Here is a 25,012-nt window from a genome sequence, read left to right as displayed (position 1 = left end):
AGGCTGGCGCAGGTTATGAAATTATCGGATTATATTGCAGAGTTTCTGATTAAAAACGGTTGTACCCACGTTTTTGGTTATCAGGGTGGAGCCGTTACACATTTGGTCGATTCCCTATATAAATACAAGCAGATTAAGTTTATAAGCACGTATCATGAACAAGCGGCAGCCTTTGCAGCAGAAGGGTATGCACGCATAAAAAATAGCATAGGAGTAGCCGTAGCTACAAGTGGGCCAGGGGCAACCAATCTTATTACAGGTGTTGGCAGTGCCTACTTTGATTCTGTTCCCTGTCTTTATTTAACAGGTCAAGTCAATACCTATGAATATAAAAATGATTTAGCAATAAGGCAGCTGGGCTTTCAGGAAACCGATATTGTAAGTATCGCTATGCCCATCACAAAATATGCTGTACGTATAACAGATCCTCAATCTATAAGATATGAATTAGAAAAGGCTGTATATACTGCAAATGTCGGAAGAAAAGGTCCCGTACTGCTGGATATTCCTATGAATATTCAGTGTGCTGATGTTTTAGAAGAAACATTACATGGCTTTGAGCAAAAGGATTGTTATGACTTGGATTTTGATTTTGAAACAGTCATACAATATCTTAATAGTTCTAAGCGACCGGTAATACTAGTAGGGGGAGGCGTGAGAATATCCAACGCATCTGAGGTGTTAAATCAAGTGGTAAGCAAACTTAAAATACCAGTTGTAAGCTCACTCATGGGAAGAGACACAGTCGATAACAACCATGAAAATTATATTGGTATGATTGGTGCATACGGAAACAGAAGTGCTAATTTCACAATTGCAAATAGTGACCTTATTATTGCCTTAGGAACAAGGCTTGATACAAGACAGACTGGCACAAAGCCAGAAAATTTTGCAAGAGGTGCAAAGCTTATAAGGGTGGATATCGATCCTGGTGAATTAGATAAAAAGATTAAGCATGATGAAGTTAGTATAAAAGCAGAGCTTCGTGTATTTGTTGAAAAACTTTACGAAAGCATAGAGCGTATTTGTATTTCAAGAGGGAAATGGCTAGAAAAAACTAAAGAATATAAAAGAAAATATCCTACATTTTTGCAAGAAAATTTCAAAGATCCCAATTATGTTATGGCATATATTTCAAAAAGCCTAAGGCCAAGCGATATCATCTGTTTAGATGTAGGACAGAATCAGATGTGGGCTGCACAATCACTATGTCTAAAGAACGGACAGCGCCTTTTAACCTCAGGAGGAATGGGGGCTATGGGATTTTCGCTGCCTTGTGCCATAGGTGCGTATTATAGCGGTGTTTGTGGCAGTGTATTTGCCTTTGCAGGTGATGGCGGCATACAGATGAATATACAGGAACTCGCACTTATTAAGAGAAATCGAATACCTATTAAGATAATAATTATGAATAATGAGAGCCTAGGGATGATCAGACACTTTCAGGAGATGTATTTTGAGGGGCGTTATTGTGCAACTGTTACGGATTATGAGGTGCCGGATTTTTGTAAGCTGGCCAATGCGTATGGTATTAAGAGTGCCAGGCTGGAAAAGAGTAATGATTTTGATACATTAGAAGAGATCTTACACAATAACGAACCTATGGTTATAGAAATTGTACTGCCCAAAAAAACCTATGTCTATCCTAAACTTGCACTCAATCGTCCAATAGAGGAGCAGGAACCACTTCTTAGCCGTGAGGAATTCTTGGAAAATATGATTATAGAACCGGCTTATAATGAAATAGGTATTGAAAAATGATATTAAGTAAGGGGGAAATCATCTGAATGATTATCAGTTATTTATAAAAAAGATATTTGATAGTTTTAAATGTAAAGATAAAGGAGACTTGCTAAAATGTGTGCCTATTTATAATCAGCAAGATACACTTTGTGGTTATCTTGTACCTGTTATAAAGGCATACCGCATTGTGATGCCCGTATGCGGCAAGCTTCTGGCCAGATGGCGCAATGAAAATCCATCTATGTCAGCAGACCAATTTACAGCAACTTCCCAGGGGACTGAGAAATGGTTGGATGAGCTGATTATTCAACGAGATGATAGGATACTTTTTCTTATTGTTACGGTAGATGGTGAAAAAGTTGGGCATATCGGATATTCATCTTTTAATTATGAAGAACAGAGTTGTGAAGTAGATGCGGTATTAAGAGGTGAAAAATCAGTGCATCCAGGTATGATGACATTTGCCCTAGGTGCATTAACTAGTTGGGGACTTAAAGATTTAAAACTTCTTATTATTCGTCTTCGTGTCTTTTCAGATAATACAAGGGCCGTTGCATTCTATAAAAGAAATAACTTTTATATTGAGGCGGAAAACCATCCGGTGGGGCAAGGGTCAAGCAAAACTTATACAGTGATGCGGCTTCAGTCTGATAGCTAATAAAGAAAAGAGGGAGGAAGCTTTTTTTGAAAAATATAATAAGTAATAGAGTGCAAAATCTTACACGTTCAGAAATAAGAATTATGGCTATAGAGTGTGAAAAAAGCGGTGGTATTAATTTATCTCAAGGCATTTGTGATATGCCGCTGCCACCTATACTTGCGGACGCAGCAAAAGATGCTATTCAAAAGGGAGAGAATCATTATACAAGATTTGATGGTATTACAGAGCTTAGAGATGCGGTAGCTTACAAGCTTTTAAATTATAACGGGATACAGACTCAACCTGATACTGACATCGTTATTACATCGGGATCGACAGGTGCTTTCTACTGTGCATGTCTTGCACTTTTAAATCCTGGCGACGAGATGATCCTTTTTGAGCCTTATTATGGTTACCATGAATATACTATGCTGGCACTGGATATCGTACCTGTTTATGCGAAGCTAACGCCGCCAGATTGGCATTTTGATCCAGAAGCAGTTGAAAGTTTGATTACCAAACGGACACGGGGAATTGTTATTAATACACCTTCAAACCCATCGGGAAAAATATTCTCGCAAGAAGAGATTAATCAGCTAGCAGAGATATGTATCCGGCATGATCTTCTCATCTTTACAGATGAAATTTATGAGTATATTGTGTATGATGGTATGCAACATATTAGCCCTGGCTCTCTTTCATCTATCAAGGACCGGGTTATTACAATCTCTGGGTATTCTAAGACCTTTAGTATTACTGGATGGCGTATTGGTTACAGCGCGTGTCATGAAAGTCTTGCAAACCCCATAGGCTGTGCCAGTGATCTGGTGTACGTATGTGCACCTGCACCCTTACAGGCTGGAGTAAGTAAGGCCATCATCACATTACCAGACAGTTTTTATACTTCATTAAGTAAGCAATATGAGCACAAAAGAAATCTGATATGCAGTGCCCTCAAAGAAGCTTCTATTATGCCTTATATACCCCAGGGCGCTTATTATGTTTTAGCAGATGTAAGTGCGATACCTGGAACAAGCAGTAAAGAGAAAGCAATGTATCTGCTTGAAAAAACCGGTGTGGCTGTTGTACCTGGCAGTGCCTTTTATCATGATGAAGGCGGAAATAATCTTATTAGACTTTGTTTTGCAAAAGAGGATAAGGTGCTGGAAGAGGCCTGTGAGAGACTACAAAGGCTTAAGTTAAAATAACATAACACTGCAAAAGTGTCATGTAATCACTAGTCAGGGGGGAAATCTTTTGAATAAAAAAATCAGCTTTGCAGGACCATCTATTACTGAAAAAGAGGCATCTTACGTGCTTGATGCAGTTTGGAATGGATGGTATGAAAACTATGATAACTATGTTAAAAAACTTGAAAAAACCTTTGCAGATTATATAGGCGTAAGATATGCTATTGCAACCCATTGCTGTACCGTAGCTTTGCATCTCGCAGCTGCATCTTTAGGTTTATGTGATCAAGATGAGGTGATTGTTACGGATTTTAGCTGGGTTGCTACAGCTTATGCGATTAAGTATACAGGAGCAAAATGTGTTTTTGTAGATATTGATCCGGATACTTGGACGATTGACCCAAGTTGTATCAGAAAAGCTATTACATCAAAGACAAAGGCCATTATGCTTGTTCATACCTTTGGACACCCTGCCGACATGGAAGAAATCCTTAAAATTGCACAGGAATATGGCCTTTACGTTATTGAAGATGCGGCCCCTTCTATTGCCGCACAATATAAGGGCAGACGTGTGGGTTCATTTGGTGATCTTTCATGTTTTAGTTTTCAAGGCGGTAAGATGACTGTAAGCGGAGAAGGAGGCATCTTGTTAACAGATAACGAAACACTTTATGAAAAAGCGAAGCTGCTATCATCTATGGGAAGAACGGACAGTCAAGCCGCTTTTTGGTCAGATAAGCTTGGTTATCAGTATACTATGAATAATATTACGGCTTCTCTCGCACTGGCACAAATTGAAAGGGTAGATGAACTTCTAGATAAAAAAAGGCAGCTATTTAGTTTTTATTATAATCAACTTAAAACTATAAAAGGTATTAAAATGATAAAAGAAAAAGAGGGATATATGAGCAATTATTGTTATCCTTCTCTGCTTCTTGAAGGATATTCTAAAAATCAAAGAGATAGTATTTTAGATAAATTAAAGGCTTTAAATATTCATGCAAGACCGGGCTTTCCTCAGATGAGTCGTTTTCCTGAATTTGAGCAGAGGTTCGAAAATCCTGTTGCCAGGATGGTAGAAGAGCGAGGTATCTCCCTGCCTTCTGCTGCGAATATGACAGAAGAAGACGTAGATTTTGTATGCAAAAGTTTGCTAAGTTTTCTTTAAGAGTGAATGAGTGAGGTGAGAAAGGCATGAAGTCGGAACAACAGCTTAGAGCAGAGATTATTGAGCGTACAAAAGAAATTTATGAACTTCGTAAACAAAAAGAGGTATTTATTCCGGGAACATCCAAGGTAAACTATGCTGGTCGTGTATTCGATGAGAAGGAAATGCAAGCAATGGTAGATAGCGTATTAGATTTTTGGCTTACCTTAGGGGAAAAGGGCAATGCGTTTATAAAAGATTTTTCTGCTTATATGGGTATGAGATATGGCCTGATGCTCAACTCAGGATCCTCAGCAAACCTAGTGGCTATAAGTGCTTTATGCTCGCCGAATATAGCGCAGCCCATGAAGCCTGGAGATGAAGTTATTACTACGGCCCTTACATTTCCTACAACCCTTAACCCTATTCTACAAAATGGCCTTGTGCCAGTTTTTGTAGATGTGGAGGAGGGAACTTATAATATCGATGCCTCTAAGCTTGAGCAGGCATTATCTGATAAGACCCGTGCCATAATGTTCGCACATACTTTGGGAAATCCTGCTGAGATGGATGTCATTATGGATTTTGCAAAAACCCATGGGCTTTATGTAATCGAAGATACTTGCGATGCACTGGGATCCTATTATGATGGTAAACTTTGTGGTACATTTGGGGATATGTCAACCTATAGCTTTTATGCAGCCCATCATATGACAATGGGAGAATGTGGCGCTGTGCTTACAAATAATATGGGGTTGTATAGACAGGCACTTTCTATCCGCGATTGGGGTAGAGCCTGTTACTGTCAGACTGGGGAGAAAAATCCAAATGGAGCGTGCAGACACAGGTTCGATCACATATTTGAAGGGCTTCCTGATGGTTATGATCATAAATATGTTTACAGTAATATAGGGTATAATTTAAAACCTCTTGATATTCAATGTGCTATGGGGATTGAACAGTTAAAAAAACTTCCGGGTTTTGGCGAGGCTAGAAGAAAGAACTTTAGCATACTCTATCATGCACTAAATAAACATGAAAATTATTTTATATTGCCAAAGGCACTTCCGAAATCTAATCCTTCCTGGTTTGCGATGCCACTCACTTTGCGCAGTGATAGCGCTTTTTCGCGAAAGGATATCGTGATGTATTTGGAAAATGAGCATATTGAAACACGGATGCTTTTTACAGGCAATATATTAAAACATCCGGCTTATCGCAATATACAGTATCGTATAAGCGGAAGTCTTGAGCAGACAGAAAAAGTACTGCATCATACGTTTTTTATAGGCGTATATCCAGGGATGACTCAAGAAAAGTTAGCGTACATGGTTGAAAGAATCGATCATTTTATAGAAGGTATTTAACCACAGGGGTATTAATTAATCAGGGGGTTAAGATATGATGGATCATAAAAGTTTAATTACAAGTGAGGTACATACACCACTTGTAAGTATTGTAGTTTTAGCCTACAATCACCTTAATTATACGAAGATGTGCATTGAAAGCTTATATAAGTATACATCAGATGTAAATTTTGAGCTTATTACCATTAATAATGGTTCAACGGATGGGACAGAGGCGTATTTTGAGAGCCTTACTCATACTAAGAAAATTAGTTTTCCTGAGAATATCGGCGTAGATAAAGCCATTAATTACGGCTTTAAAATAGCAGAAGGCAAATACACGCTTAACTTGAGTAATGATATTGTAGTGACAAGTAATTGGCTGAGTAACCTGATAACGTGTATGGAATCAGATGTAAAAGTCGGTATGGTAGTTCCGGTATGCGGTGCTTCGTCTAACAATCAGCAGGTTGTACTGCCCTATAACTCACTGGATGAGATGCAGCACATGGCTAGAAAGTATAATAAGAGCAATCCAAATCTATGGGAAGAAAGACTTAAACTGGTAACTTATACATGTCTTTTTAGAACCGACCTGCAGAAAGCGATAGGCGGATTTGATGAAGCATTTAACCCGGGGGCTTATGATGATGATGCAATCAGTTTTCGTATACGCCGGGCAGGCTACAAATTGATTCTTGCAATGGATACTTATGTTCATCATTTTGGATCAGTTACTTTTAATGCGGAATATACGAAGAATAACCTTGCTGCTAGAAATAATGAGTTATTTAAGAAAAAGTTCGGCTTGTACTCGTGGAATGCCTGTATGATTGATTTTAATATTGTCAATATAGCAGACTATACTAAAGGGGGATCAGTTCGTATTCTTGGTATAGGTAAGTCATGTGCATCAACACTGCTGCAGATGAAAAATATATTTAGAAAAAACGGTGTTTGGGATACAGAGCTTTTTTACCTTTCAGAAGCTGAACAGAGTATGACAGATCTTTATACGATTTGTAGGGAGTGCATTTATGCATCAGCTCAAAATGTAAAACAATACTTTGGCAGCAGACAGTATGATGTGATCGTTGTTGAAAGCGAAACCAATAAACTTGATGATCTGGAACAATTTTTTATAGATCTGGCGGATATGGTAAAAGATGATGGACAGATTATTACAACTGCTTTAGGTGAAGTATATCCCAAAATAAATAACATACTTTTAGAAAAGGGTTTTATTCATTCAAATCAAGTACGTAATTATTACTTTGCTTTTACAGCACAGCAGTCACAAGAAGAACTTAGCAATAAATAAAGCTATATTGAAAAAACTGATAAAGAAAAAATAGCCTATGAGATAAATTTATTTTATCCTATAGGCTACTTTTGAATATTATAATTGGGAAACAGCTTCTTCGAGCTGAATAAAGGCTTGCTCAAGAATAGATCGAGGACAAGCGATATTAATACGCTGAAAACCGGCACCACCGGCACCGAACATCTCACCGGCATCCAGCCATAGTTTTGCTTTATTTACGATAAGATCTTCAAGCTGTGCTTCACTTAGACCCAGCTCTTTAAAATCAAGCCAAATAAGATAGGTGCCTTCTGGTTCGACAAGCTTGATTTGAGGAAGTTTTTCACTAAGAAAGGTTCGAGCGAACTCTAAATTTCCCACAAGATATGTTCTTAATGCCATGAGCCACTCAAGTCCGTTAGAGTAAGCAGCTTTGCAGGCAGTGATCCCCATAATATTAAGTTGACTATAACCACTTTTAGAAACCTCTTTTTTAAATTTATGTCGGATAGCTCTATTTTCTATAAAAATATTGGAGATCTGCAGAGCAGCCAGATTGAACGTCTTAGTAGGTGCAGTACAGGTAACCGTTATATCGGAAAACTCTGGTTTTAGATTGGCGAATACAGAATGTATATGGTTTTCATATATAAAGTCGGCATGTATCTCATCTGAAACGACTATAACACCATGTTTTGTACAAATATCTCCCATACGAATCAGTTCATCTTGTGTCCATACCCGGCCTACTGGATTATGGGGGCTGCATAAGATGAACAGCTTGACATTATTTTGTTTAATTTTATTTTCAAAGTCCTCAAAATCTATGAAATATCTGCCATTAGAGTAAACAAGCTCATTAATCACAAGCATACGCTCATTGATTAGAACTGACTCGGCGAAAGGGTAGTAAACAGGTTGTTGGATGAGGACGGCATCACCTTTATTGGTGAGTGCGCGAATAGCGGTACAAATAGCATAGACAACACTGGGTGTCTTTACAAGCCAATTGGGCTCTATATGCCAATCAAACTGGGAAGCAAACCAGTTTTGTAATACTTCAATATAGTCCTCTCTGTTTTCAGAATAACCAAAAATACCATGAAGACTTTTATCTGTAAGTGCATCTATTACAGCAGGCGGTGCTTGAAAATCCATATCTGCAACCCAAAGTGGCAAGATGCCATCAGGTTTACCACGGCGGAGGGCAAAATCATATTTAATCGAATCGGTATTTCGGCGGTCTATTATTTTATCAAAATTATAATCCATTCTCTATTCCTCCTTTAAGGCATCTGCAAGGTCGCGCGTTAAATCCTGGATACTTTCAAGACCAACTGACAGACGGAGCAGACATTCATTAATACCTTTTGCATCCCGTTCTTCTTTGGGAACATCAGCATGCGTTTGCATCATGGGATAAGTGATCAGTGTTTCTACGCCACCCAAGCTCTCTGCGTACTGTATGACAGATACACATTCCAATATTTTTTTTGCAGTTTGTTCACAATCTACCTCGAAGGAAATCATGGCGCCAAAGCCAGTTGATTGTTTTTTTGAAACCTCATAGTCAGGATGCGTCGAAAGTCCAACATAATGTACTGCTTTAACTTTTTCTTGTGTACAAAGCCATCCAGCGAGCTTGGTGGCATTTTCCTGTTGCTTTTCCATACGAATAGCAAGGGTTTTAATACCACGAATCAAAAGCCAGCTGTCAAATGGTGAAAGACACGCACCCGTTGTCCTATAAATAAATCTTAGTTGTTCTAAGATCTGATTATCACAGACAACTAAAAAACCTGCAAGGGTGTCATTGTGACCGCCCAGATATTTTGTGCCACTGTGTATGACGATATCTGCACCAAGTTTAATAGGCTGTTGGAAGTAGGGCGTTAAAAATGTATTATCAACAATCAGCAAAAGATTCTTGTTTTTTGCAAGTTGTGATACAGCGGCAATATCTGTGACCTGCATCATAGGATTGCTTGGCGTCTCGATAAAAATTGCTTTAGTTTGGGGGTTAATGTGAGATGCAATCAGCGAAAGATTAGAAGTGTTTACAAAGTCGAAGGTAATGCCATTTTTCATAGATATATTATGAAAGAGTCTATGGGAACCCCCATAGAGATCATCAGAAGCAATAATATGATCGCCCGGTGAGAAAAGCTCTAGGAGCGCAGAAACAGCTGCCATCCCTGTTGAAAAAGCTATTGCATCAATACCTCCTTCAAGTTGAGCGACTGTTTTTTCAAGATGTTCACGCGTTGGGTTTTGAAGACGTGAGTAATCATAACCTGTGCTTTGACCAACACCAGGGTGTGCAAAAGTTGCAGACTGAAAAATAGGTACACTTACAGCACCGGTACGGTCATATTTGTCATCATTACCATGTATACAAAGTGTATTAAAATCCATAGTCATATCTCCCATCTTAGTAAAAAATAAACTTTTGATTAGTTTGATGTTTTTTATATTGATTTATTAAGACATATAGTATTATTTTTATATAATTAATTTTGAGCTTTATTTCATAGTAATATTATATGTATTCAATGATATGAGAAAAAAATAAAGTTGTCAATTTAAATTATTATATTATTAGTTTTATGGTATGATATATTAAAAATATAGAATATTTTTTATTATATAAGTGTAAGGTTGAAATAAAAACACTTTCAATTTTTCATTTGTGATATGCAATGGGGGTAAAGGTGTAAAAGTTTATTCATAAGAAATTTATGGATAGGTTCCTATAATACTGATCGGGAGGAAAGTTTATATGGTAATTTTTGTACTATGGATGATATCACCTATTATCCTTGGCATATGGCTTATCATTACAGCAAGTCAAAAATCCAAGCTTAATAGGCAGATGCAGATGCTTACAGCTTATTTACGGAGACTTTATGAAGAAGAAAAGATTTCAAAGGAAGTGTATCATAATATAATACAAAGGCGAGATAGCTATGGGGATTATCCAAGCTGTAACATACCAAAAACAGATGAGATACAGCAGGGCACTAAGTTAGAGCCGCTATATAATGGTGATAGGGTTCAAAATTCTATACCATCTTATCAGCCTTCTAAAAAATCTAAAAAACCTATAAGTACCATCAATATTGTACTTATTATTGGCGTACTCTTTATTATTCTTTCGGGGCTTATTTTTGCTACAACCACATGGAAGACATTGCCTAGTCTTGCAAGGACGATGATTGTATTTTCACTTGTTATAGTATTTTTCACCTCTTCATGGATTGCAGAAAATAAACTGAAGCTTAAGCAAACTAGTGTTGCGTTTTATACACTAGGTAGTATCTTTTTACCTATTACAATGATAGCTGTAGGTTATTTTAGGTTACTTGGAGACTGGTTTACTCTGTATGGAGAAGGCCGGTATTTACTTGCATTAACGGCATTTTTATTACTGGCTTTAGCAGCTTTTATAGGGGGGATGAAGTATCAATCCTATTATTTTGTATGGACGACATTTGGCTGTGTGACCTTATCTTTTATGAGTTTGATACGTATAGTGTTTGATGCAATGGATCTTTTAGCATTAGGACTTGCGATTTATTCTTCGGCACTTATTATACTAAGCCAAAGATTAACCATTAATGAAGAGCAACAAGAAAAGACATATACTTTATTTCTAAAATTTATGAGGCCTTTTTCGATGATCAATCTTCTAGTTTTGGCAGTCTTTGGGGCAGTTATATCAGGTATGGGGATACTCTCTGGGATTGCGATGATTATTTTTGCCGGGATTTTTCTAAATGGGACTTTTTATTCCGAGGCAAAAGTGTATGGGATTTATCCCTTTACGGTGACATTGATGGTTGGGTTTGTAAAGCTTGGTGCATCTTATGAAATAGACAAACTGTTTTTGATGATGTCCCTTGCTGGCGTTATGATTTTTATTTTTAGCTTAATGAATTTATTAAATAACTATGTAAAAAGAGCTTTGAATATTGCCGCAGTACTGATAGGCATTATTTGTCTAGGCGTTGGTGGGGCAGCAGTAATTATTGAAGAAACATGGACACTATATAGGTTAGCTGCAGCAGCAATTGTTCTATTTAATATGACATGGGGTATTTTAAAGTATAAAAATAAACCACTGCTCTATATGCAGCCTGTTGTACTTATTACATTATTATGGGGAAGTGTAGAAATTTTATTACCCCCTGGGTTTCCAAAAGGAATAATCCTATCTTTAGCAACAGTGCTATTTTTTGGTATTTATTATTTTCTTAAAGTATCTAAGGCACATATTTCTTTTAGAACTAGGTTATCTGATGGGCTCTTTGTAATAACCTCATTATGGGGAGGCTTATATGACTTTTCTTATCAGTATGCTTCAAGCTTTTGGAGTTACAAGAATGTATTTGTGTTAAGTTCCTTCATGATAGTTTGCGTTTTAATTGGGATATTATCTGCGCAGAAGGAAAAAGATTTGTGGTGTAAATTTTATGCACTTATATTACCTCATACACTTATATTGATGCTGCTTCCTATTAGAGAAATGGTTGTAAATAGCTTTAATAGAGACGCAGGCAAGTATCTATTTTTAGCTTATGTGATGCTACTTACACTATCAGCCGTATGCATTTTGATTTTGCAGCATAAATACAGTCGGTTATCTCGTTATGAAAATCCTTTTGGGGCAGCTGTAACACTTTATACTATAGCCGCTTTTATTGTGACCGTACTATTACTAAACAGAGGACATTATCCTGCCTATTTGTGGCTCTTTACACTTTATTGGGGTGTAAGGTATAGGATAGAACAGAAGAAAGAGAAGGGGATAGGTCTAATTGGTATAAATAGTATGTATTATGTAGCGGGCACGGGACTATTTATGGCAGTGTTTTTTACTGCAAGAAGCCTATTTACCAATAGTCATATTGCTTATATGCTTTGTGCGCCGGCAGCGTTGTCTATTATTTTATTTGGTGTGTATCTCTTAGGCAGCAGCCAAGAAGAGACGGAGACAGAAGGTATTAAGAATTTATATTATTTATCAGCGATAAGTCTCTATTTATTGGCATGTATTAATACAGGACTTTATATATTGGATCAGGATATTTCATCTTTATACGTCATAGTGAGTTTGGTGCTCATAGTCTTAAGTTTTGGAGCACTTTATCTTCAAAAAAATACCCTATGGAGTATTCTGCCGCTTACACTCATTTATCCAGTACTTTATACTACGCTTTCGAGACTCGGATATGATGAAGAAGTGATATACATGACAATGACGCTTGCGTTATTTATCTTTTTAACCCTATTTAGCCGGATGCTTTGTAAACAGTTTTATGCATTACATGAGTGGGGGGGGAAGCGAAAGATTGAGGTTGACTGGTTGGCAGTTATCAATATTACAGCACCTTTCTATCTCCTATTTAAAGGAGATCAGTACTGGCGGTTTGCAGGTTGTATACTTATGGGGCTTTATATACTTTCCTTTTATAGTAGATTTAAGGCCAATCATGCAAATAAAATTATTTTTACAGCAGCAAGTATTTGTGTAGCTTTTGCCTATTGGATGCAGCCATTTATTGTCTTTCATGAAAGAATTGAGACAGAACTTAATTTACTGCCGCTTATTTTAATTGCTTTTCTAGTACAAAAGGTGATATGGAAAGGCCAAGAAAGGGTAACAAGCATTATTTCATTAGCTGTTGGCATCTTTTGTTTGATAAGATTAGGCGTAGATGCAGTTATTTATGAAAATGACATAGACACACTTATTATTGCTTTAAGTGCTTTAGGGATATTGTTAGTTTCTTTTTATCTTAAGCGGAAAAGGTGGTTTGTACTCTCGGCAGTAACCTTGGTAGTTTTAGCACTCTATATGTCTAAAAGTTTCTGGATGTCGCTGGCGTGGTGGATTTATCTGCTTGGAGCTGGGATTATACTTATTAGTATTGCAGCAGTCAATGAACGTATTAAAGGAAAGAGCACGAGTCTTGTAGAAAAAGTAGGACGTTTTATGAGCGATTGGTCCTGGTAGACTGTTAGATCAGATAGTCTACTTGATAAGAGTCATTATATTATAAAGGCATATAGCGTTTAGCGTTATTAGCAAATTCTAATTTATATATCTGGAGCGGCATATGAAAATCGATAGATTGATTGCTATTATTACTATTTTACTTCAAAGAGAAAGAATAACAGCACCTGAGCTGGCACAAAAACTAGAGGTTTCTAGACGAACTATTGGACGGGATATTGATGATTTGTGCAAAGCAGGTATACCTATAATAACCTGGCAGGGTGGAGGTGGAGGAATTTCAATTGCCGAAGGCTATAATCTTGATAGAAGTGTACTAACAAGAGAAGAACTGCAGAATATTCTTATTGGTCTTAGAAGTTTAAGTTCGGCTTACCATACGAGCGGCCTTGAGAATCTTTTAAAAAAACTTTCTCCAAATCAAGAGGAGGTAATAGCCTTAAAGGATAGTATGGTTATTGATTTAGCATCACATTATAAGGAAAGTCTTTCTGCAAAAATTAATCTGCTCCAAGGGGCTATAAAAGAAAACCATAGAATCTCATTTGATTATTATTCCCCTAAAGGGGTTGAAGGGAGGTTAGTTGAACCTTACTTCATAGTCTTTAAGTGGTCGGCGTGGTATGTATTTGGTTTTTGTATGAAAAGTGAAGATTTTCGTCTGTTTAAGCTGAACCGCTTATGGGAGCTTGCGTTAAGCTTAGAAGTTTTTAAACCAAGAGAAGTTCCGGTAGAGAAGCAGGATCTAGATAGACATCTAACAGATAATCATAAAATGATCGTTTTATTTGATAAAAGTGAGGAATATTTATTAATTGAAGAATATGGACCAGACTGTTATAAACAAACAGAAGATGGTAAGCTGCGTTTTGAGAGAGGGTATACTAATCGGGATTATATTATCAGGTGGCTTCTAGGTTTTGGGGATAGAGCTCAGGTTATTTTTCCAAAAGATTTAAAAGATGAAATTAAGGAGCAGGTAAGAAAAATGCTTAAAAAGTATAAATAATTTTTTGAACAAGACATATAGATGTCCTGTTTACTTTGATATGATCATATAGAAACATTTAATAGATTAGAGTATACAAGGTGGGGGCGTTAATATGGTTGAATCAAGATGTGGCATCGTTTGTTCAGAATGTGAGTTTAGGGTTAGTATGAATTGTAAAGGGTGTACTTGTATCACAAAGCCTTTTTGGGGAGAGGATTGTAAGATTAAGTCTTGTGCTGAATCAAAGCAGCTTAAACATTGCGGAGAATGTGCAGATGATATTTTTCCCTGTGATCAGCTTTTAGAGTTTGCGTATGATAAAGCGCAAGGTGATGATGGAGCGCGTATTAATCAGTGTGAGATGTGGAGGAATGAAAAATGAAATATGAGTGGTTAGATGCATATTGTCTATCAAAGATAGGTGCAGAAAAAGATTTTAAAGAAGAGTGGCAAGCAACAAGATATATGTTAGGTGGTAAGATGTTTGCCCTAAGAGGTGGGGATAAAGAAGGAAAACAAATTATAACGCTTAAACTGGAGCCGCCTCATGGACAATTTTTAAGACAGCAATATAAAGATATCATAGCAGGTTATTATATGAATAAAGACCATTGGAACTCTTTATATCTAGAGGGTGAAGTACCTGATGAAGTATTAAAGGATATGATTGACCGGTCGTATCATCTTATATTTAAAGCTTTGCCTAAGAAGGTACAAATGGATTTAAACCAGCAGCATAAGAACTAGCGTTAGAAACATCAGAAATAGCAGAAGAAATGGCTTGAAAAAATACATTAATGATTATATAATGATAAAGGTAAAACAATCTTTTGGGATTGATGAGTTGTCGCCAAGCGGTAAGGCACTGGACTCTGACTCCAGCACTTCGAAGGTTCGAATCCTTCCAGCTCAGTCATAAAGGCATCCTAGTTTAGTATTAAAAATACTAAGCAGGATGTCTTTTTTATTAGGTATATAAGTTATATTATAGTCATAAGTGAATCAAACTTATGATTCTAAATAATTAAACTGATAATTATTGGATAAAAAGCAATGACACATACAAGTCTAAGGAGTTGTATAACAATTATTTTGGGTGGTTCTGCCCCAAAATCACTTGCCATAAGACAAATATCTGTTGCACCGCCTGGAACACAGGCAAAAAAACAGGTTATCATATCTAACTTGCTATTTTTATAAAGCACCATACTCGTTAATAGCGTCATCATAGCGAAACCTGCTATGAGTATAATAGCTGGAATAATAGCAGAACGCAAATGAAGGATAGATGTAAGCGTTACATTAACCCCAATAAGTGTCCCAGCACACACTTGAGCAAAGCTTTTAACAGCTGGGGGCATATAGACATTGCCCCAAAATATATTCTGAAGGGCAACGCCAACCATTGAAAATACAATAGCACCTGCGGGGATTTTTAAGACATACCCAATAAGTCCAGAGACAATACTTATAAAAGCCGTACATATAATAGCTTTTGGTTTATTGGATATAGACAGCGTAGTAGTACAGGCTGTATTTTTTAAGCTGGCAGCATTAAGTGGAGCCTTTGGATGTTTTGAAGATTCTAGAAGGGGTATAACATGGCGGATTAGAGCTGGAAATAATCCCATTACAGATATAAGTCGTACAAGCTGAAGCATAGAAATAACAGCTGTATCAGCACCCATATCATCGCCTATAAGAGACATATCAACTATACCGCCAGGCGCAGATGCTAACATGGCAGTCACAGGATCGTATGGTGTTATTTTATAAATAATGAATCCTACTGTTAAGCTAAAGCATAACATTGAAACAACGGTCAGTATGGCAGGCTTAATCATTGAACGAAGTGCAAGAACATCACGACGGGTGACATTGCTGCCAATAAATAAGCCTGCTATAATTTGTGTAAAGGTTTTTGAACCAGCAGGCATTGAAGCCATACCAGTTATAATATTTAATAGTGCTACAGCAAACATAGCACCTATCATGGTGCCAGCAGGAATTTTTAATTTGGGGGCAATGATTGCTCCGAGTATTGCGACGAGCAGTGTAATAATAATAGTATTTATAGCAGTCACTCCTAGCGCTTAATCTGTTTACACTTTATTATAACATATAAGCTTAGTATTAAACGTTGACTTTATTATAATAAGTAGCTATAATGACAGAAGTTTATTGATTATGAGGAGGCATTTTGTATGAATAACTCTGTAGCACCACCTATTTATGCACAGATAGCATTTGATATAGCATCTAGAATTGCAAGAGGTGAATTAAAGGAAAATAGTAAAATATCAGGCCGATCGCTTATGTCCTCTGAATACGGGGTTTCACCTGAAACAATACGCAGATCTCTAAGACTTCTATCAGATATGGATATTGTGCTCGTGCAGCCTAATAGCGGAGCTATCATACTATCAAAAGAAAATGCTAACAAATATATGGAAAAGTTTAATAGAGGTAAAACCTATCGAGAGCTTAAACATGAGTTAAAGGATCTCATTAAGCAAAGAGATGAAATCAATGATCGTATCTTAAATATGATTGATAAGATGTTTAGTTTAAATGAGAAGTCAAAGGAAATTGAAGCGATTAATCAGTATGAAATAAAAATTCCAAAAAACTCATTTATTATTAATAAGACGATTACAGATACAAAGTTTTGGCAAAACACTGGGGCTACAATAGTGGGTATTAGGCGTGGGGAGCAAATCTTTTTATCGCCAGGACCGTATGCTATTTTTGAAGAAGAAGATAGTATTATTATTATTGGAGATGTAGCATCTTATAGAAGAGTAGAAGAATTTATAAAAGACTTTCATGTATAAAACAATTACGTATAAGGAATATATAGGTTTGTTATTTAAAAGCATACTATCATAAATAGCCAAAGGGCTTATGATAGTATGCTTTTTTTGCAGGTCAAAGTAAACTTAACACTATAATCACTCTTGTTTAAAACGTATAAAAATAATTGTATATTTAGTCAAGTTTGACAAAGTTGTAAGTTTCTATTATAATATGAAGGTAAACTGACAACCATGCGTAAAAAATGAAGTTGTCAGATCGAGTCGAATAAATTAGAAGTAAGGGAGTGAAATGATGATTAAATTTAGTGGCATAAGTAAGAGCTTTGGAAAAACTAAGATAATTGATAACCTTAGCTTTGAAGTAAATGAAGGAGAATTTATAGTACTTATTGGCCCCAGTGGATGTGGCAAAACGACTACGCTGAAAATGATTAATAGGTTGATTGAACCAGAAAGTGGCTCAATCATTATTGATGGAACGGATATTGCCAGTGTAGATACCGTAACCTTAAGAAGAAAAATTGGATATGTTATACAGCAAATAGGGCTATTTCCTAATATGACAGTTGAAGAAAATATTTGTGTAGTCCCTAAACTGCTTAAATGGGATAAAGAAAAATGCGCAGAGCGTACTAAAGAACTTTTAGAACTTGTAAGTATGCCTTATGAACAATATGCCAAAAAGTACCCTACAGAACTTAGTGGTGGTCAGCAGCAAAGGGTAGGTGTTTTAAGAGCACTTGCTGCTTCACCACCTATTGTACTTATGGATGAACCTTTTGGAGCACTAGATCCTCTAACAAGAGATGCACTTCAAGATGAGGTTAAAACACTTCAGCAAAAACTAGGTAAAACAATTATTTTTGTTACCCATGATATGGATGAAGCTTTAAAAATGGCAGATACAATTGTATTTATGGATAAAGGCAAAATACTTCAAATGGCATCACCAGAAGAAATGCTTAGAAATCCAGCAGATGATATCATTCGAGAGTTTATGGGAAAACGCAGCGTTTATAATAATAACCAAGATTTAAGAGCTGTAGATTTCATGAATGTAAATGTTGTAAAAACGATAGAGAAAAAGCAAACTTTAGAGTGCCTGGAACTCATGAAGCGTAAAAAAGTTAATTCTATTATAGTTACAGATAAAGATGCAGTATTTAAAGGGATCGTTACTATTGAGGATTTAAAAAATCATGGTAAAGTCGGTGTGCCGATTAGCGAGATTGTTAATAGAGAAGCACAACTTATTCATAAAGATATGGGAGCCAAAGAAGCTTTTGACATACTTATTGAATCTAAGAGAGATTATCTCGTCGTGGTTGATGATCATAATCAAGTGATAGGTATTATTAATAAAACAAGCATGGTTAAGGCACTAGCTGATGCATTGTGGGGTGAGCTTGAATGTATCAATTTATAGAATTTCTTATTAAGAATCAAAAAATGATTTCACAGTCACTTATGGTTCATACAGAACTTGTTATAACAGCAGTATTTATAGGCGCTTTAATCGCTATACCAGCAGGTATCATACTATCTAGATATCAAAAGGCAGCTAAATTAACATTAGGATTTGCAGGAATCATACAAACAATACCGGGACTCGTGATGCTAGGCTTTGCACTGATGCTGTTTGGTATAGGAAAAATGCCAGCTATCGTTGTTTTAGCCCTATATGCAATACTTCCTATCTTAACGAATACTTACGTAGGTATTGCAGAAGTTGATAAGCACTACAAAGAGGCAGCTAAAGGGATAGGTATGACGAGCATGCAGATTCTTTTTAAAGTAGAAATTCCTATAGCACTGCCTACTATTGTGAGCGGTATTAAGATTTCTACAGTATATATTGTTAGCTGGGCGACACTTGCTGCTCTAATAGGTGCTGGAGGTCTTGGTGACTTGATCTGGACGGGACTTTCTACAACAAACAATTACTATATTATTGCAGGGGCTATTCCTGCGGCTATTATGGCTGTTTTAATAGGTAGCGTTATTGGCGGCTTACAAAGACTCGTGACTCCTCGCGGATTAAAGGTAAGGGGGGGAAAATAATGGGAAGTATTTTAAATTATACAATACAGCATTTATATATTGTTTTCATAGCGTGTATTTTTTCAGCTGTGATAGGGGTTATGTTAGGTGTAATTGCTTATTGGGTGAAATATGTAGATACAATTATTTTAAGTATAGCTGACGTTGTTCAGACTATTCCATCTCTTGCACTTCTTGCAATGCTTATGCTTATATTTGGCCTAGGGAATACAACACTTATAGCAGGGCTTATTCTTTACTCACTTTTACCTATTATTCGTAATACTTATACTGGTATGCAATCGATTAGTCCTTATATTAAAGAAGCTGCTATAGGGATGGGTATGTCTAAATGGCAAAGGCTTTTTAGAGTAGAACTTCCTCTGGCATTTCCTATGATTTTTTCAGGTATTAAAATTGCTATGGTAACGGCAATAGGCATATCAGTAATAGGCGTGCTTATAGGCGCTGGGGGACTCGGTTATCCCATTTATAGAGGCATACAGTCCAATAATTTTAAACTTATTTTATCAGGTGCTATACCGGTTGTTATACTTGCTTTGTTATTTGATTTTGTAATGACTCGAATAGAAATAAAAATGTACAAAGGCCACAAATAAAAGATAGGAAAGGAAGAAAAAAATGAAAACAATTAAAAAATTACTCACACTAGGATTATGTGGAGGACTACTAATAAGCAGTGTACTTACTGGATGTAGTAATTCAAAAAAAGTTGTAATAGGTTCTAAAGATTTTAGTGAAAATATTGTGCTTGCAGAGATTATGGCACAACTTATTGAAAATGATACAACTATTCAAGTAGAACGTAAACTGAATATGGGTGGTACTTTTGTAAATTTTGAAGCCATTAAAAACGGAGGCATTGATATTTATCCAGAGTATACTGGGACGGGACTTACAGCTCAATTAAAGATGGATGTTATTAATGATGCAGATCAAGTATATGAGATTGTTAAATCTGAGTTTGACTCTCAATTTGGTGTGACGTGGCTAGACCCTTTAGGGTTTAATAATACTTATGCCATGGGCGTTACAGCTGAGATTGCAGAAAAATACAATCTTGAGAAAAATAGTGACCTTATTGATGTAGCGAGTGAATTAGTATTTGGAGCAGAGCATGAGTTTTTTGACAGGCAAGATGGATTTGAAGGATTTTTAGAAGCCTATGGTATTGATAGCTTTAAAGATGTTGCTAAAATGAATACTGCACTTAAGTACCAAGCCATAGGAAGCGGTCAAATGGATGTGACAGATGTTTTTGCAACAGATGGACAAATCGTTGAATATAATCTTAAGATCCTTGAAGATGATCTTGGATTTTTCCCGCCTTATTATGCAGCCCCAATTATACGTAATGAAACATTAAAGAAGTACCCAGAGCTTATAGCAGTACTTAATAAGCTCGGTGGAAAAATTAGTGATGAAGATATGACAGCTCTTAATTATCAAGTAGATGTTGAGAAAAAGTCTGTAGAAGAAGTTGCTAAAGGATTCTTAGAGTCGAAAGGACTTGTTAAGTAGTTAAAGTTAAAATAGAATAGTGATTTAGTAAGTATAATTTTAATAAAATCGCCTTAAATAACTAATATTTAAATAGTTATTTGGGGCGATTTTTTGATTCTAAGGATGTATGTTAAGAATATATTTTATTTTAATAAGAGATTTAGAATAAGTATTAGTTATTTATATCTATCATTGGTAAAACACTTGATTATCATATAATGTTTATCATATAATAATAATTACTATATGATAAACATTATATATAAATGTAATAACTAATATAAATAAATTTAATACTTTGTGAGGGGGTGAAAATATGAGGCTGGCATTTAAAATAGCTGCGCGGTTCTTACACTCAAGTAAGGCACAAACATTATTAATTGTGCTAGGCATTGCAGTAGGTGTATCTGTCCAAGTATTTATTGGTTCACTTATACAAGGACTTCAAAAAAGCCTGATAGATACAACTATAGGCAGGTCATCTCATATTACGATTAGTTCAGAAAATGATGACAGAAAAATTAAGAAGTGGGAAACGCTTTTTGAGTTTATTAAAAATCAAAACGTTGATTTTAAAGCAGTATCAGTAGCAGCAGATTTTCCAGCTTTTATTAAATCTGGTACTAAAACACTTCCTGTTTTTGTGCGAGGATTTATATATGAAGATGCAGATAAGATTTATCAGTTGAATACAAGTCTTATAGAGGGGCAAAAGCCTAAGAGAGCGAGGGAAGTACTTATAGGCATAGATTTAAAAAATGAACTACAAATAGCTCTAGGAGATCGTATTACTATTATTACCCCTCAAGGATCAAAAACTAAAGTGACTATTACAGGCGTGTATGATTTTAAGGTAGCAAGTATTAATGAGTCGTGGCTTATTACGGATCTTAAAACTGCCCAAGATACTTTTTCATTCGGAGATTCCATAACATCGGTTGAAATTCAAATAAACCAAGTATTTAAGGCAGATACCCTAGCTGAGTCCTTAAAAGATACTTTAAACAACTCTGATTTTACAATAGATAATTGGAAAGCTCAAAATGAACAGCTTCTTAGTGGACTTAAAGGTCAAAGTATGTCTAGTTATTTAATCCAGGTTTTTGTTATGGTATCGGTTATTCTGGGGATAGCTAGTGTACTTGCCATAACAGTTCTTCAAAAATCAAGGCAATTAGGTATTCTTAAGGCGATGGGTATTAAAGATAGTACTGCAAGTCAGATTTTTTTATTTGAAGGATTTATATTAGGGGGAATGGGAGCTGTTTTAGGCGTATGCTTTGGACTCGTGCTTGCATATACTTTTACAAAGTTTGCTGTTAATACAGATGGGACGCCTATTATCGCTTTATATATAGATTATGCATTTGTTACATTTTCAGCAATCCTTGCACTGCTAGCTGCTACGTTGGCAGCTTTAGTACCAGCTAGGAGATCAGCGAAGATAAGTCCTATAGAGGTGATTAAAAATGGATAAGGTTATTGAACTTAAAAGAATAAATAAAATATATGGAAAGACTATTAATACACAAGTTTTGTATGATGTTAACCTATCATTTCAGGCTAAATCTTTTAATGCTATTATAGGTGCTTCTGGGAGTGGAAAAAGCACTATCTTAAATATTATGGGGACACTAGATCAACCCACTAGTGGAGAAGTTTATATAAATGGGAATAGAACTGATCTGATGAATAAAGATGAATTAGCAGAGCTTAGGAATAAGAGTATAGGGTTTATTTTTCAATTTCATTACTTACTGCCAGAATTCACAGCACTCGAAAATGTTCTGATGCCCTATCTTATTCAAAAACAAAAGCCTTCCAAAGAAGCCATTGAAAGAGCTGAGGAATTGTTACATATAGTAGGGTTATCAAATATTAGAAATAATATGGCGAATAATATGTCTGGTGGTCAGCAGCAAAGAACAGCCATTGCAAGATCTTTAATGAACAACCCTAAGATTATCTTAGCTGATGAACCAACAGGTAATCTTGATTCAGAGTCAACAGAAAATATTTACAAAATTTTGAGAGATATTAATGAAAAGTTCCAAACAACTTTTGTTATTATTACGCATGATAAAAGGATTGCAGAAAAAACTGATCGTATTGTGGAGATAAAAGATGGCAGAATCAGTATGGATATACAAAATGATTAACCATATATACTTCTAAAGTTAAGATAGTATTTATAAGGATTCTTAAGACATAGAGTAAATGAAATGAGGAGGGCAAGGCATGAAAACTTTAAAACTAGGCAATGGCGTTAAAATAATAAGTATATGCTGCATAGTAAGTTTATTAACAGCATGCGGTGGAAGAGAAAGTGAACCAGCCAATAACGTAACTTATACTGAGTACATAGATAGTGATAAACAGGAACTCGATGTATATGGGAATGTTAATGTGGCTAAAAATCAAGAAATTATTATTGATTTTCAAGCTATAGTTAAGGAAGTTTATATAAAAGATGGGGAAATAGTTAATAAAGGAGATAAATTACTTAGCTTAGATTTTGAAGACTACAAGCTTCAGATTAAGACAAAAGAAAATGAAATACATATGGATGAAATAAAACTAAAAGAATTAGAGGCTAATAATAATCCACAAATGTTAGAGGCTAGTCGTATAAGAGAAGAATTAAAGGTTAAGCAAAATTATGTGATAAGTGGTGAGGACCCAGATTTAAAACCCTTACAAAATAGTTTAGAGATTATAGAACAATCTATTTTACTTGCAAGTAACGAATATGAAGCTAATAAGCAGCTTTTTGAAGTAGACTACATATCTGAAGAAACGCTTAAATTGAGTGAGCAAAAACTAAAAAACAGACAGAAAGAAAAAGAAGATACCCTTACAGCTATAGAAAAAGTTAAAACTAATAGGAAGCTTGAAATAAGTTCCCTTAATACCCAACTTAAAAGTACTGAGATACAGTTTAATAATGCTGATCAGCAAAAGGTTTCAAGTATAGAGGCCCTCAAGTTAAAGATTGCAACTTCTAAGTTAATGCTTACATCTATGAAAAACAAGCTTGATAAACCATACCTAAAAGATAATGCTATTATAGCACCAGAAGATAATCTCATTATATATGATATCAATTGTATGAAAGGGACAGAGATAAATAGCGGGATGGGAGCAGTTTTAAAAGCCATGTATCAAGACACAATCTATGTTACAGCAGATATTCCTGAGGAATCAATAAGATCTGTGAGAACAGGGCAGTCAGCACGTATTACCCTTGCTGATGAAATAAAAGAGGAGATAATAGGAAGTATTTCTAGAGTATCTGAGCGTGCTATAGAAAAAGATGGAGATACCATTATAGAAGCTATTATAGAAATAGAAAAAGGTAAGGCCTTATTAAAACCAGGACTAACAGCAGATATAAAAATAATACTTAGGTAGCTTAGAATGCCTAGAACTAATAACTCACAGATTACAAAACAGTATTTAGATGGCTATTTTTATATTCGGAGGGTGATACTTTCATAATGCGTTTAAAGGTATTACTAAAATAATAAATATCATTAAATCCGGTAAGAGCAGCTACTTCACTAACGTTATGTTCTCTTAATTGCAATAGATTTGCTGCTTTATTGATACGTACCTGGGTAATAAATTCTTGTATAGTCTGATTCTCAGATTTTTTAAAGAGAGAACCGCAATAAACAGGATTTAATTTTAACAGTTTGGCAAGTTTGGTTACAGTAATATTCTCCTGATAATGTTCAATAACATATTTTTTTATGGCTTTGATATAAGGGGATTTTTCTATATTATTTTGTTTATACAAAAGTTTGTACAAGATCAGACCAAAGAGAGCTTGACATTTTAATCGGTAACCCTGGGTTTGTTGAAGCCATTCATACTTAATAGATGTAAATAAAGGTTCAAATTCAGTTAAATCCACATTGGAGGTCACATGAGGGAGTGGAATGGGTAGATCATTATCTTCAACTAAAAAGTCAATAGAAACGCAGGTCATTCCAGTTGTGCTGGCAATGCGGCTGCTTCCAGATTGAATACAGACTACATCCCCTGCCACGACGTGGTAGGGGTTTTTATCGATGATATAATCGGCGCTGCCGCTTTGAACAAAGACTAAATCACAGAAATTAATATTTGCCGCGTTCAGTTTCCAGTTTGTGGAGCATTCTTTTTGAACAAAATATATCATGGTTGGATAATTTGAGAATTCCATCTGTGATCTCCCTTAGTATATAAATAGTATACCGTTATAGAATAACATA

At 35.7% G+C, this 25,012-nt stretch carries 22 protein-coding genes and 1 tRNA gene; 19 read left to right on the top strand and 4 right to left on the bottom strand.

Annotation, left to right across the window (positions count from 1 at the left end; all coding sequences use genetic code 11):
* The first annotated feature begins 15 nt into the window (after positions 1-15).
* The 6 genes from BN3326_RS08430 to BN3326_RS08405 all read left to right on the top strand — a co-directional run bounded on the left by BN3326_RS08430 (position 16) and on the right by BN3326_RS08405 (position 7,387).
* On the top strand, positions 16-1,761 hold the full coding sequence (locus BN3326_RS08430; protein ID WP_069998735.1) for a thiamine pyrophosphate-binding protein: 1,746 nt from the start codon (positions 16-18) through the stop codon (positions 1,759-1,761).
* A gap of 100 nt (positions 1,762-1,861) precedes the next feature.
* A complete protein-coding gene (locus BN3326_RS08425) occupies positions 1,862-2,401 on the top strand; it encodes a GNAT family N-acetyltransferase (RefSeq protein ID WP_069998734.1) in 540 nt (179 codons plus the stop codon).
* Positions 2,402-2,427: 26 nt separating this feature from the next.
* On the top strand, positions 2,428-3,591 hold the full coding sequence (locus BN3326_RS08420; RefSeq protein WP_207646325.1) for a pyridoxal phosphate-dependent aminotransferase: 1,164 nt from the start codon (positions 2,428-2,430) through the stop codon (positions 3,589-3,591).
* A gap of 49 nt (positions 3,592-3,640) precedes the next feature.
* A complete protein-coding gene (locus tag BN3326_RS08415) occupies positions 3,641-4,741 on the top strand; it encodes a DegT/DnrJ/EryC1/StrS family aminotransferase (protein WP_069998733.1) in 1,101 nt (366 codons plus the stop codon).
* Positions 4,742-4,767: 26 nt separating this feature from the next.
* On the top strand, positions 4,768-6,087 hold the full coding sequence (gene rfbH / locus BN3326_RS08410; RefSeq protein WP_069998732.1) for a lipopolysaccharide biosynthesis protein RfbH: 1,320 nt from the start codon (positions 4,768-4,770) through the stop codon (positions 6,085-6,087).
* A gap of 34 nt (positions 6,088-6,121) precedes the next feature.
* Positions 6,122-7,387, top strand: a complete 1,266-nt coding sequence (locus BN3326_RS08405) for a glycosyltransferase family 2 protein (protein ID WP_069998731.1) — start codon at positions 6,122-6,124, stop codon at positions 7,385-7,387.
* 78 nt (positions 7,388-7,465) lie between these two features.
* Here BN3326_RS08405 and BN3326_RS08400 read toward each other — a convergent pair whose 3' ends face one another.
* Positions 7,466-8,641, bottom strand: coding sequence for a MalY/PatB family protein (locus BN3326_RS08400; protein ID WP_069998730.1), 1,176 nt, complete (start codon positions 8,639-8,641; stop codon positions 7,466-7,468).
* 3 nt (positions 8,642-8,644) lie between these two features.
* Positions 8,645-9,784: a trans-sulfuration enzyme family protein gene (locus BN3326_RS08395; RefSeq protein WP_069998729.1), complete on the bottom strand. Its 1,140-nt coding sequence runs from the start codon at positions 9,782-9,784 to the stop codon at positions 8,645-8,647.
* A 364-nt stretch (positions 9,785-10,148) separates the two neighbouring features.
* Here BN3326_RS08395 and BN3326_RS08390 point away from each other — a divergent pair, with 364 nt between their 5' ends.
* The 5 genes from BN3326_RS08390 to BN3326_RS08370 all read left to right on the top strand — a co-directional run bounded on the left by BN3326_RS08390 (position 10,149) and on the right by BN3326_RS08370 (position 15,289).
* A complete protein-coding gene (locus BN3326_RS08390; RefSeq protein WP_069998728.1) occupies positions 10,149-13,385 on the top strand; it encodes a DUF2157 domain-containing protein in 3,237 nt (1,078 codons plus the stop codon).
* A gap of 103 nt (positions 13,386-13,488) precedes the next feature.
* Positions 13,489-14,394 carry a helix-turn-helix transcriptional regulator gene (locus BN3326_RS08385; RefSeq protein WP_069998727.1) on the top strand — a complete coding sequence of 302 codons (906 nt, stop codon included), beginning with the start codon at positions 13,489-13,491 and terminating at the stop codon, positions 14,392-14,394.
* Positions 14,395-14,488: 94 nt separating this feature from the next.
* Positions 14,489-14,758: a DUF3795 domain-containing protein gene (locus BN3326_RS08380; protein WP_069998726.1), complete on the top strand. Its 270-nt coding sequence runs from the start codon at positions 14,489-14,491 to the stop codon at positions 14,756-14,758.
* Positions 14,755-15,123, top strand: coding sequence for an MmcQ/YjbR family DNA-binding protein (locus BN3326_RS08375; protein WP_069998725.1), 369 nt, complete (start codon positions 14,755-14,757; stop codon positions 15,121-15,123). The genes BN3326_RS08380 and BN3326_RS08375 overlap by 4 nt, the downstream gene beginning before the upstream one ends.
* Positions 15,124-15,216: 93 nt before the next feature.
* Positions 15,217-15,289, top strand: a tRNA-Gln gene (locus BN3326_RS08370).
* A 103-nt stretch (positions 15,290-15,392) separates the two neighbouring features.
* Here the strand turns inward: BN3326_RS08370 and BN3326_RS08365 are convergent.
* On the bottom strand, positions 15,393-16,460 hold the full coding sequence (locus BN3326_RS08365; protein ID WP_083258601.1) for an AbrB family transcriptional regulator: 1,068 nt from the start codon (positions 16,458-16,460) through the stop codon (positions 15,393-15,395).
* A 120-nt stretch (positions 16,461-16,580) separates the two neighbouring features.
* Here BN3326_RS08365 and BN3326_RS08360 point away from each other — a divergent pair, with 120 nt between their 5' ends.
* From BN3326_RS08360 to BN3326_RS08325, 8 genes are all read left to right on the top strand, one after another.
* Entirely contained in the window at positions 16,581-17,210 is a 630-nt protein-coding gene (locus BN3326_RS08360; RefSeq protein WP_069998724.1) for a GntR family transcriptional regulator, read from the top strand.
* Positions 17,211-17,484: 274 nt separating this feature from the next.
* On the top strand, positions 17,485-18,618 hold the full coding sequence (locus BN3326_RS08355; RefSeq protein WP_069998723.1) for an ABC transporter ATP-binding protein: 1,134 nt from the start codon (positions 17,485-17,487) through the stop codon (positions 18,616-18,618).
* Positions 18,603-19,253: an ABC transporter permease gene (locus BN3326_RS08350; protein ID WP_069998722.1), complete on the top strand. Its 651-nt coding sequence runs from the start codon at positions 18,603-18,605 to the stop codon at positions 19,251-19,253. The genes BN3326_RS08355 and BN3326_RS08350 overlap by 16 nt, the downstream gene beginning before the upstream one ends.
* Positions 19,253-19,852, top strand: a complete 600-nt coding sequence (locus BN3326_RS08345; protein ID WP_069998721.1) for an ABC transporter permease — start codon at positions 19,253-19,255, stop codon at positions 19,850-19,852. The genes BN3326_RS08350 and BN3326_RS08345 overlap by 1 nt, the downstream gene beginning before the upstream one ends.
* 22 nt (positions 19,853-19,874) lie before the next feature.
* Positions 19,875-20,774 (top strand): glycine betaine ABC transporter substrate-binding protein, encoded by a 900-nt coding sequence (locus BN3326_RS08340; protein WP_141722884.1) that lies wholly within the window; start codon positions 19,875-19,877, stop codon positions 20,772-20,774.
* A gap of 298 nt (positions 20,775-21,072) precedes the next feature.
* The gene (locus tag BN3326_RS08335; RefSeq protein ID WP_069998720.1) at positions 21,073-22,233 is read left to right on the top strand and encodes an ABC transporter permease; all 1,161 of its coding nucleotides are present in this window, start codon (positions 21,073-21,075) and stop codon (positions 22,231-22,233) included.
* On the top strand, positions 22,226-22,915 hold the full coding sequence (locus BN3326_RS08330) for an ABC transporter ATP-binding protein (protein ID WP_069998719.1): 690 nt from the start codon (positions 22,226-22,228) through the stop codon (positions 22,913-22,915). Before BN3326_RS08335 ends, BN3326_RS08330 begins: the two co-directional genes overlap by 8 nt.
* Before the next feature lie 79 nt (positions 22,916-22,994).
* Positions 22,995-24,167, top strand: coding sequence for an HlyD family secretion protein (locus BN3326_RS08325; RefSeq protein WP_069998718.1), 1,173 nt, complete (start codon positions 22,995-22,997; stop codon positions 24,165-24,167).
* Positions 24,168-24,198: 31 nt separating this feature from the next.
* Here the strand turns inward: BN3326_RS08325 and BN3326_RS08320 are convergent, their stop codons facing one another.
* Positions 24,199-24,963, bottom strand: a complete 765-nt coding sequence (locus tag BN3326_RS08320) for an AraC family transcriptional regulator (RefSeq protein ID WP_069998717.1) — start codon at positions 24,961-24,963, stop codon at positions 24,199-24,201.
* Positions 24,964-25,012: the final 49 nt, after the last annotated feature.

Origin of the sequence: Cellulosilyticum sp. I15G10I2 (genome assembly GCF_900095725.1) — a bacterium.
Lineage (GTDB): Bacteria > Bacillota > Clostridia > Lachnospirales > Cellulosilyticaceae > FMMP01.
The sequence above is the reverse complement of the archived record's forward strand: the minus strand, read 5'-3'. Positions and strand labels throughout refer to the sequence as shown.

Excerpts from the sequence above, each read along its gene's own strand:
- BN3326_RS08430 (WP_069998735.1), top strand. The coding sequence starts at position 16 with ATGAAATTATCGGATTATATTGCAGAGTTTCTGATTAAAAACGGTTGT.
- rfbH (WP_069998732.1), top strand. The coding sequence starts at position 4,768 with ATGAAGTCGGAACAACAGCTTAGAGCAGAGATTATTGAGCGTACAAAA.
- BN3326_RS08405 (WP_069998731.1), top strand. The coding sequence starts at position 6,122 with ATGATGGATCATAAAAGTTTAATTACAAGTGAGGTACATACACCACTT.
- BN3326_RS08400 (WP_069998730.1), bottom strand. The coding sequence starts at position 8,641 with ATGGATTATAATTTTGATAAAATAATAGACCGCCGAAATACCGATTCG.
- BN3326_RS08395 (WP_069998729.1), bottom strand. The coding sequence starts at position 9,784 with ATGGATTTTAATACACTTTGTATACATGGTAATGATGACAAATATGAC.
- BN3326_RS08390 (WP_069998728.1), top strand. The coding sequence starts at position 10,149 with ATGGTAATTTTTGTACTATGGATGATATCACCTATTATCCTTGGCATA.
- BN3326_RS08385 (WP_069998727.1), top strand. The coding sequence starts at position 13,489 with ATGAAAATCGATAGATTGATTGCTATTATTACTATTTTACTTCAAAGA.
- BN3326_RS08380 (WP_069998726.1), top strand. The coding sequence starts at position 14,489 with ATGGTTGAATCAAGATGTGGCATCGTTTGTTCAGAATGTGAGTTTAGG.
- BN3326_RS08375 (WP_069998725.1), top strand. The coding sequence starts at position 14,755 with ATGAAATATGAGTGGTTAGATGCATATTGTCTATCAAAGATAGGTGCA.
- BN3326_RS08360 (WP_069998724.1), top strand. The coding sequence starts at position 16,581 with ATGAATAACTCTGTAGCACCACCTATTTATGCACAGATAGCATTTGAT.
- BN3326_RS08355 (WP_069998723.1), top strand. The coding sequence starts at position 17,485 with ATGATTAAATTTAGTGGCATAAGTAAGAGCTTTGGAAAAACTAAGATA.
- BN3326_RS08350 (WP_069998722.1), top strand. The coding sequence starts at position 18,603 with ATGTATCAATTTATAGAATTTCTTATTAAGAATCAAAAAATGATTTCA.
- BN3326_RS08345 (WP_069998721.1), top strand. The coding sequence starts at position 19,253 with ATGGGAAGTATTTTAAATTATACAATACAGCATTTATATATTGTTTTC.
- BN3326_RS08340 (WP_141722884.1), top strand. The coding sequence starts at position 19,875 with ATGAAAACAATTAAAAAATTACTCACACTAGGATTATGTGGAGGACTA.
- BN3326_RS08335 (WP_069998720.1), top strand. The coding sequence starts at position 21,073 with ATGAGGCTGGCATTTAAAATAGCTGCGCGGTTCTTACACTCAAGTAAG.
- BN3326_RS08330 (WP_069998719.1), top strand. The coding sequence starts at position 22,226 with ATGGATAAGGTTATTGAACTTAAAAGAATAAATAAAATATATGGAAAG.
- BN3326_RS08325 (WP_069998718.1), top strand. The coding sequence starts at position 22,995 with ATGAAAACTTTAAAACTAGGCAATGGCGTTAAAATAATAAGTATATGC.
- BN3326_RS08320 (WP_069998717.1), bottom strand. The coding sequence starts at position 24,963 with ATGGAATTCTCAAATTATCCAACCATGATATATTTTGTTCAAAAAGAA.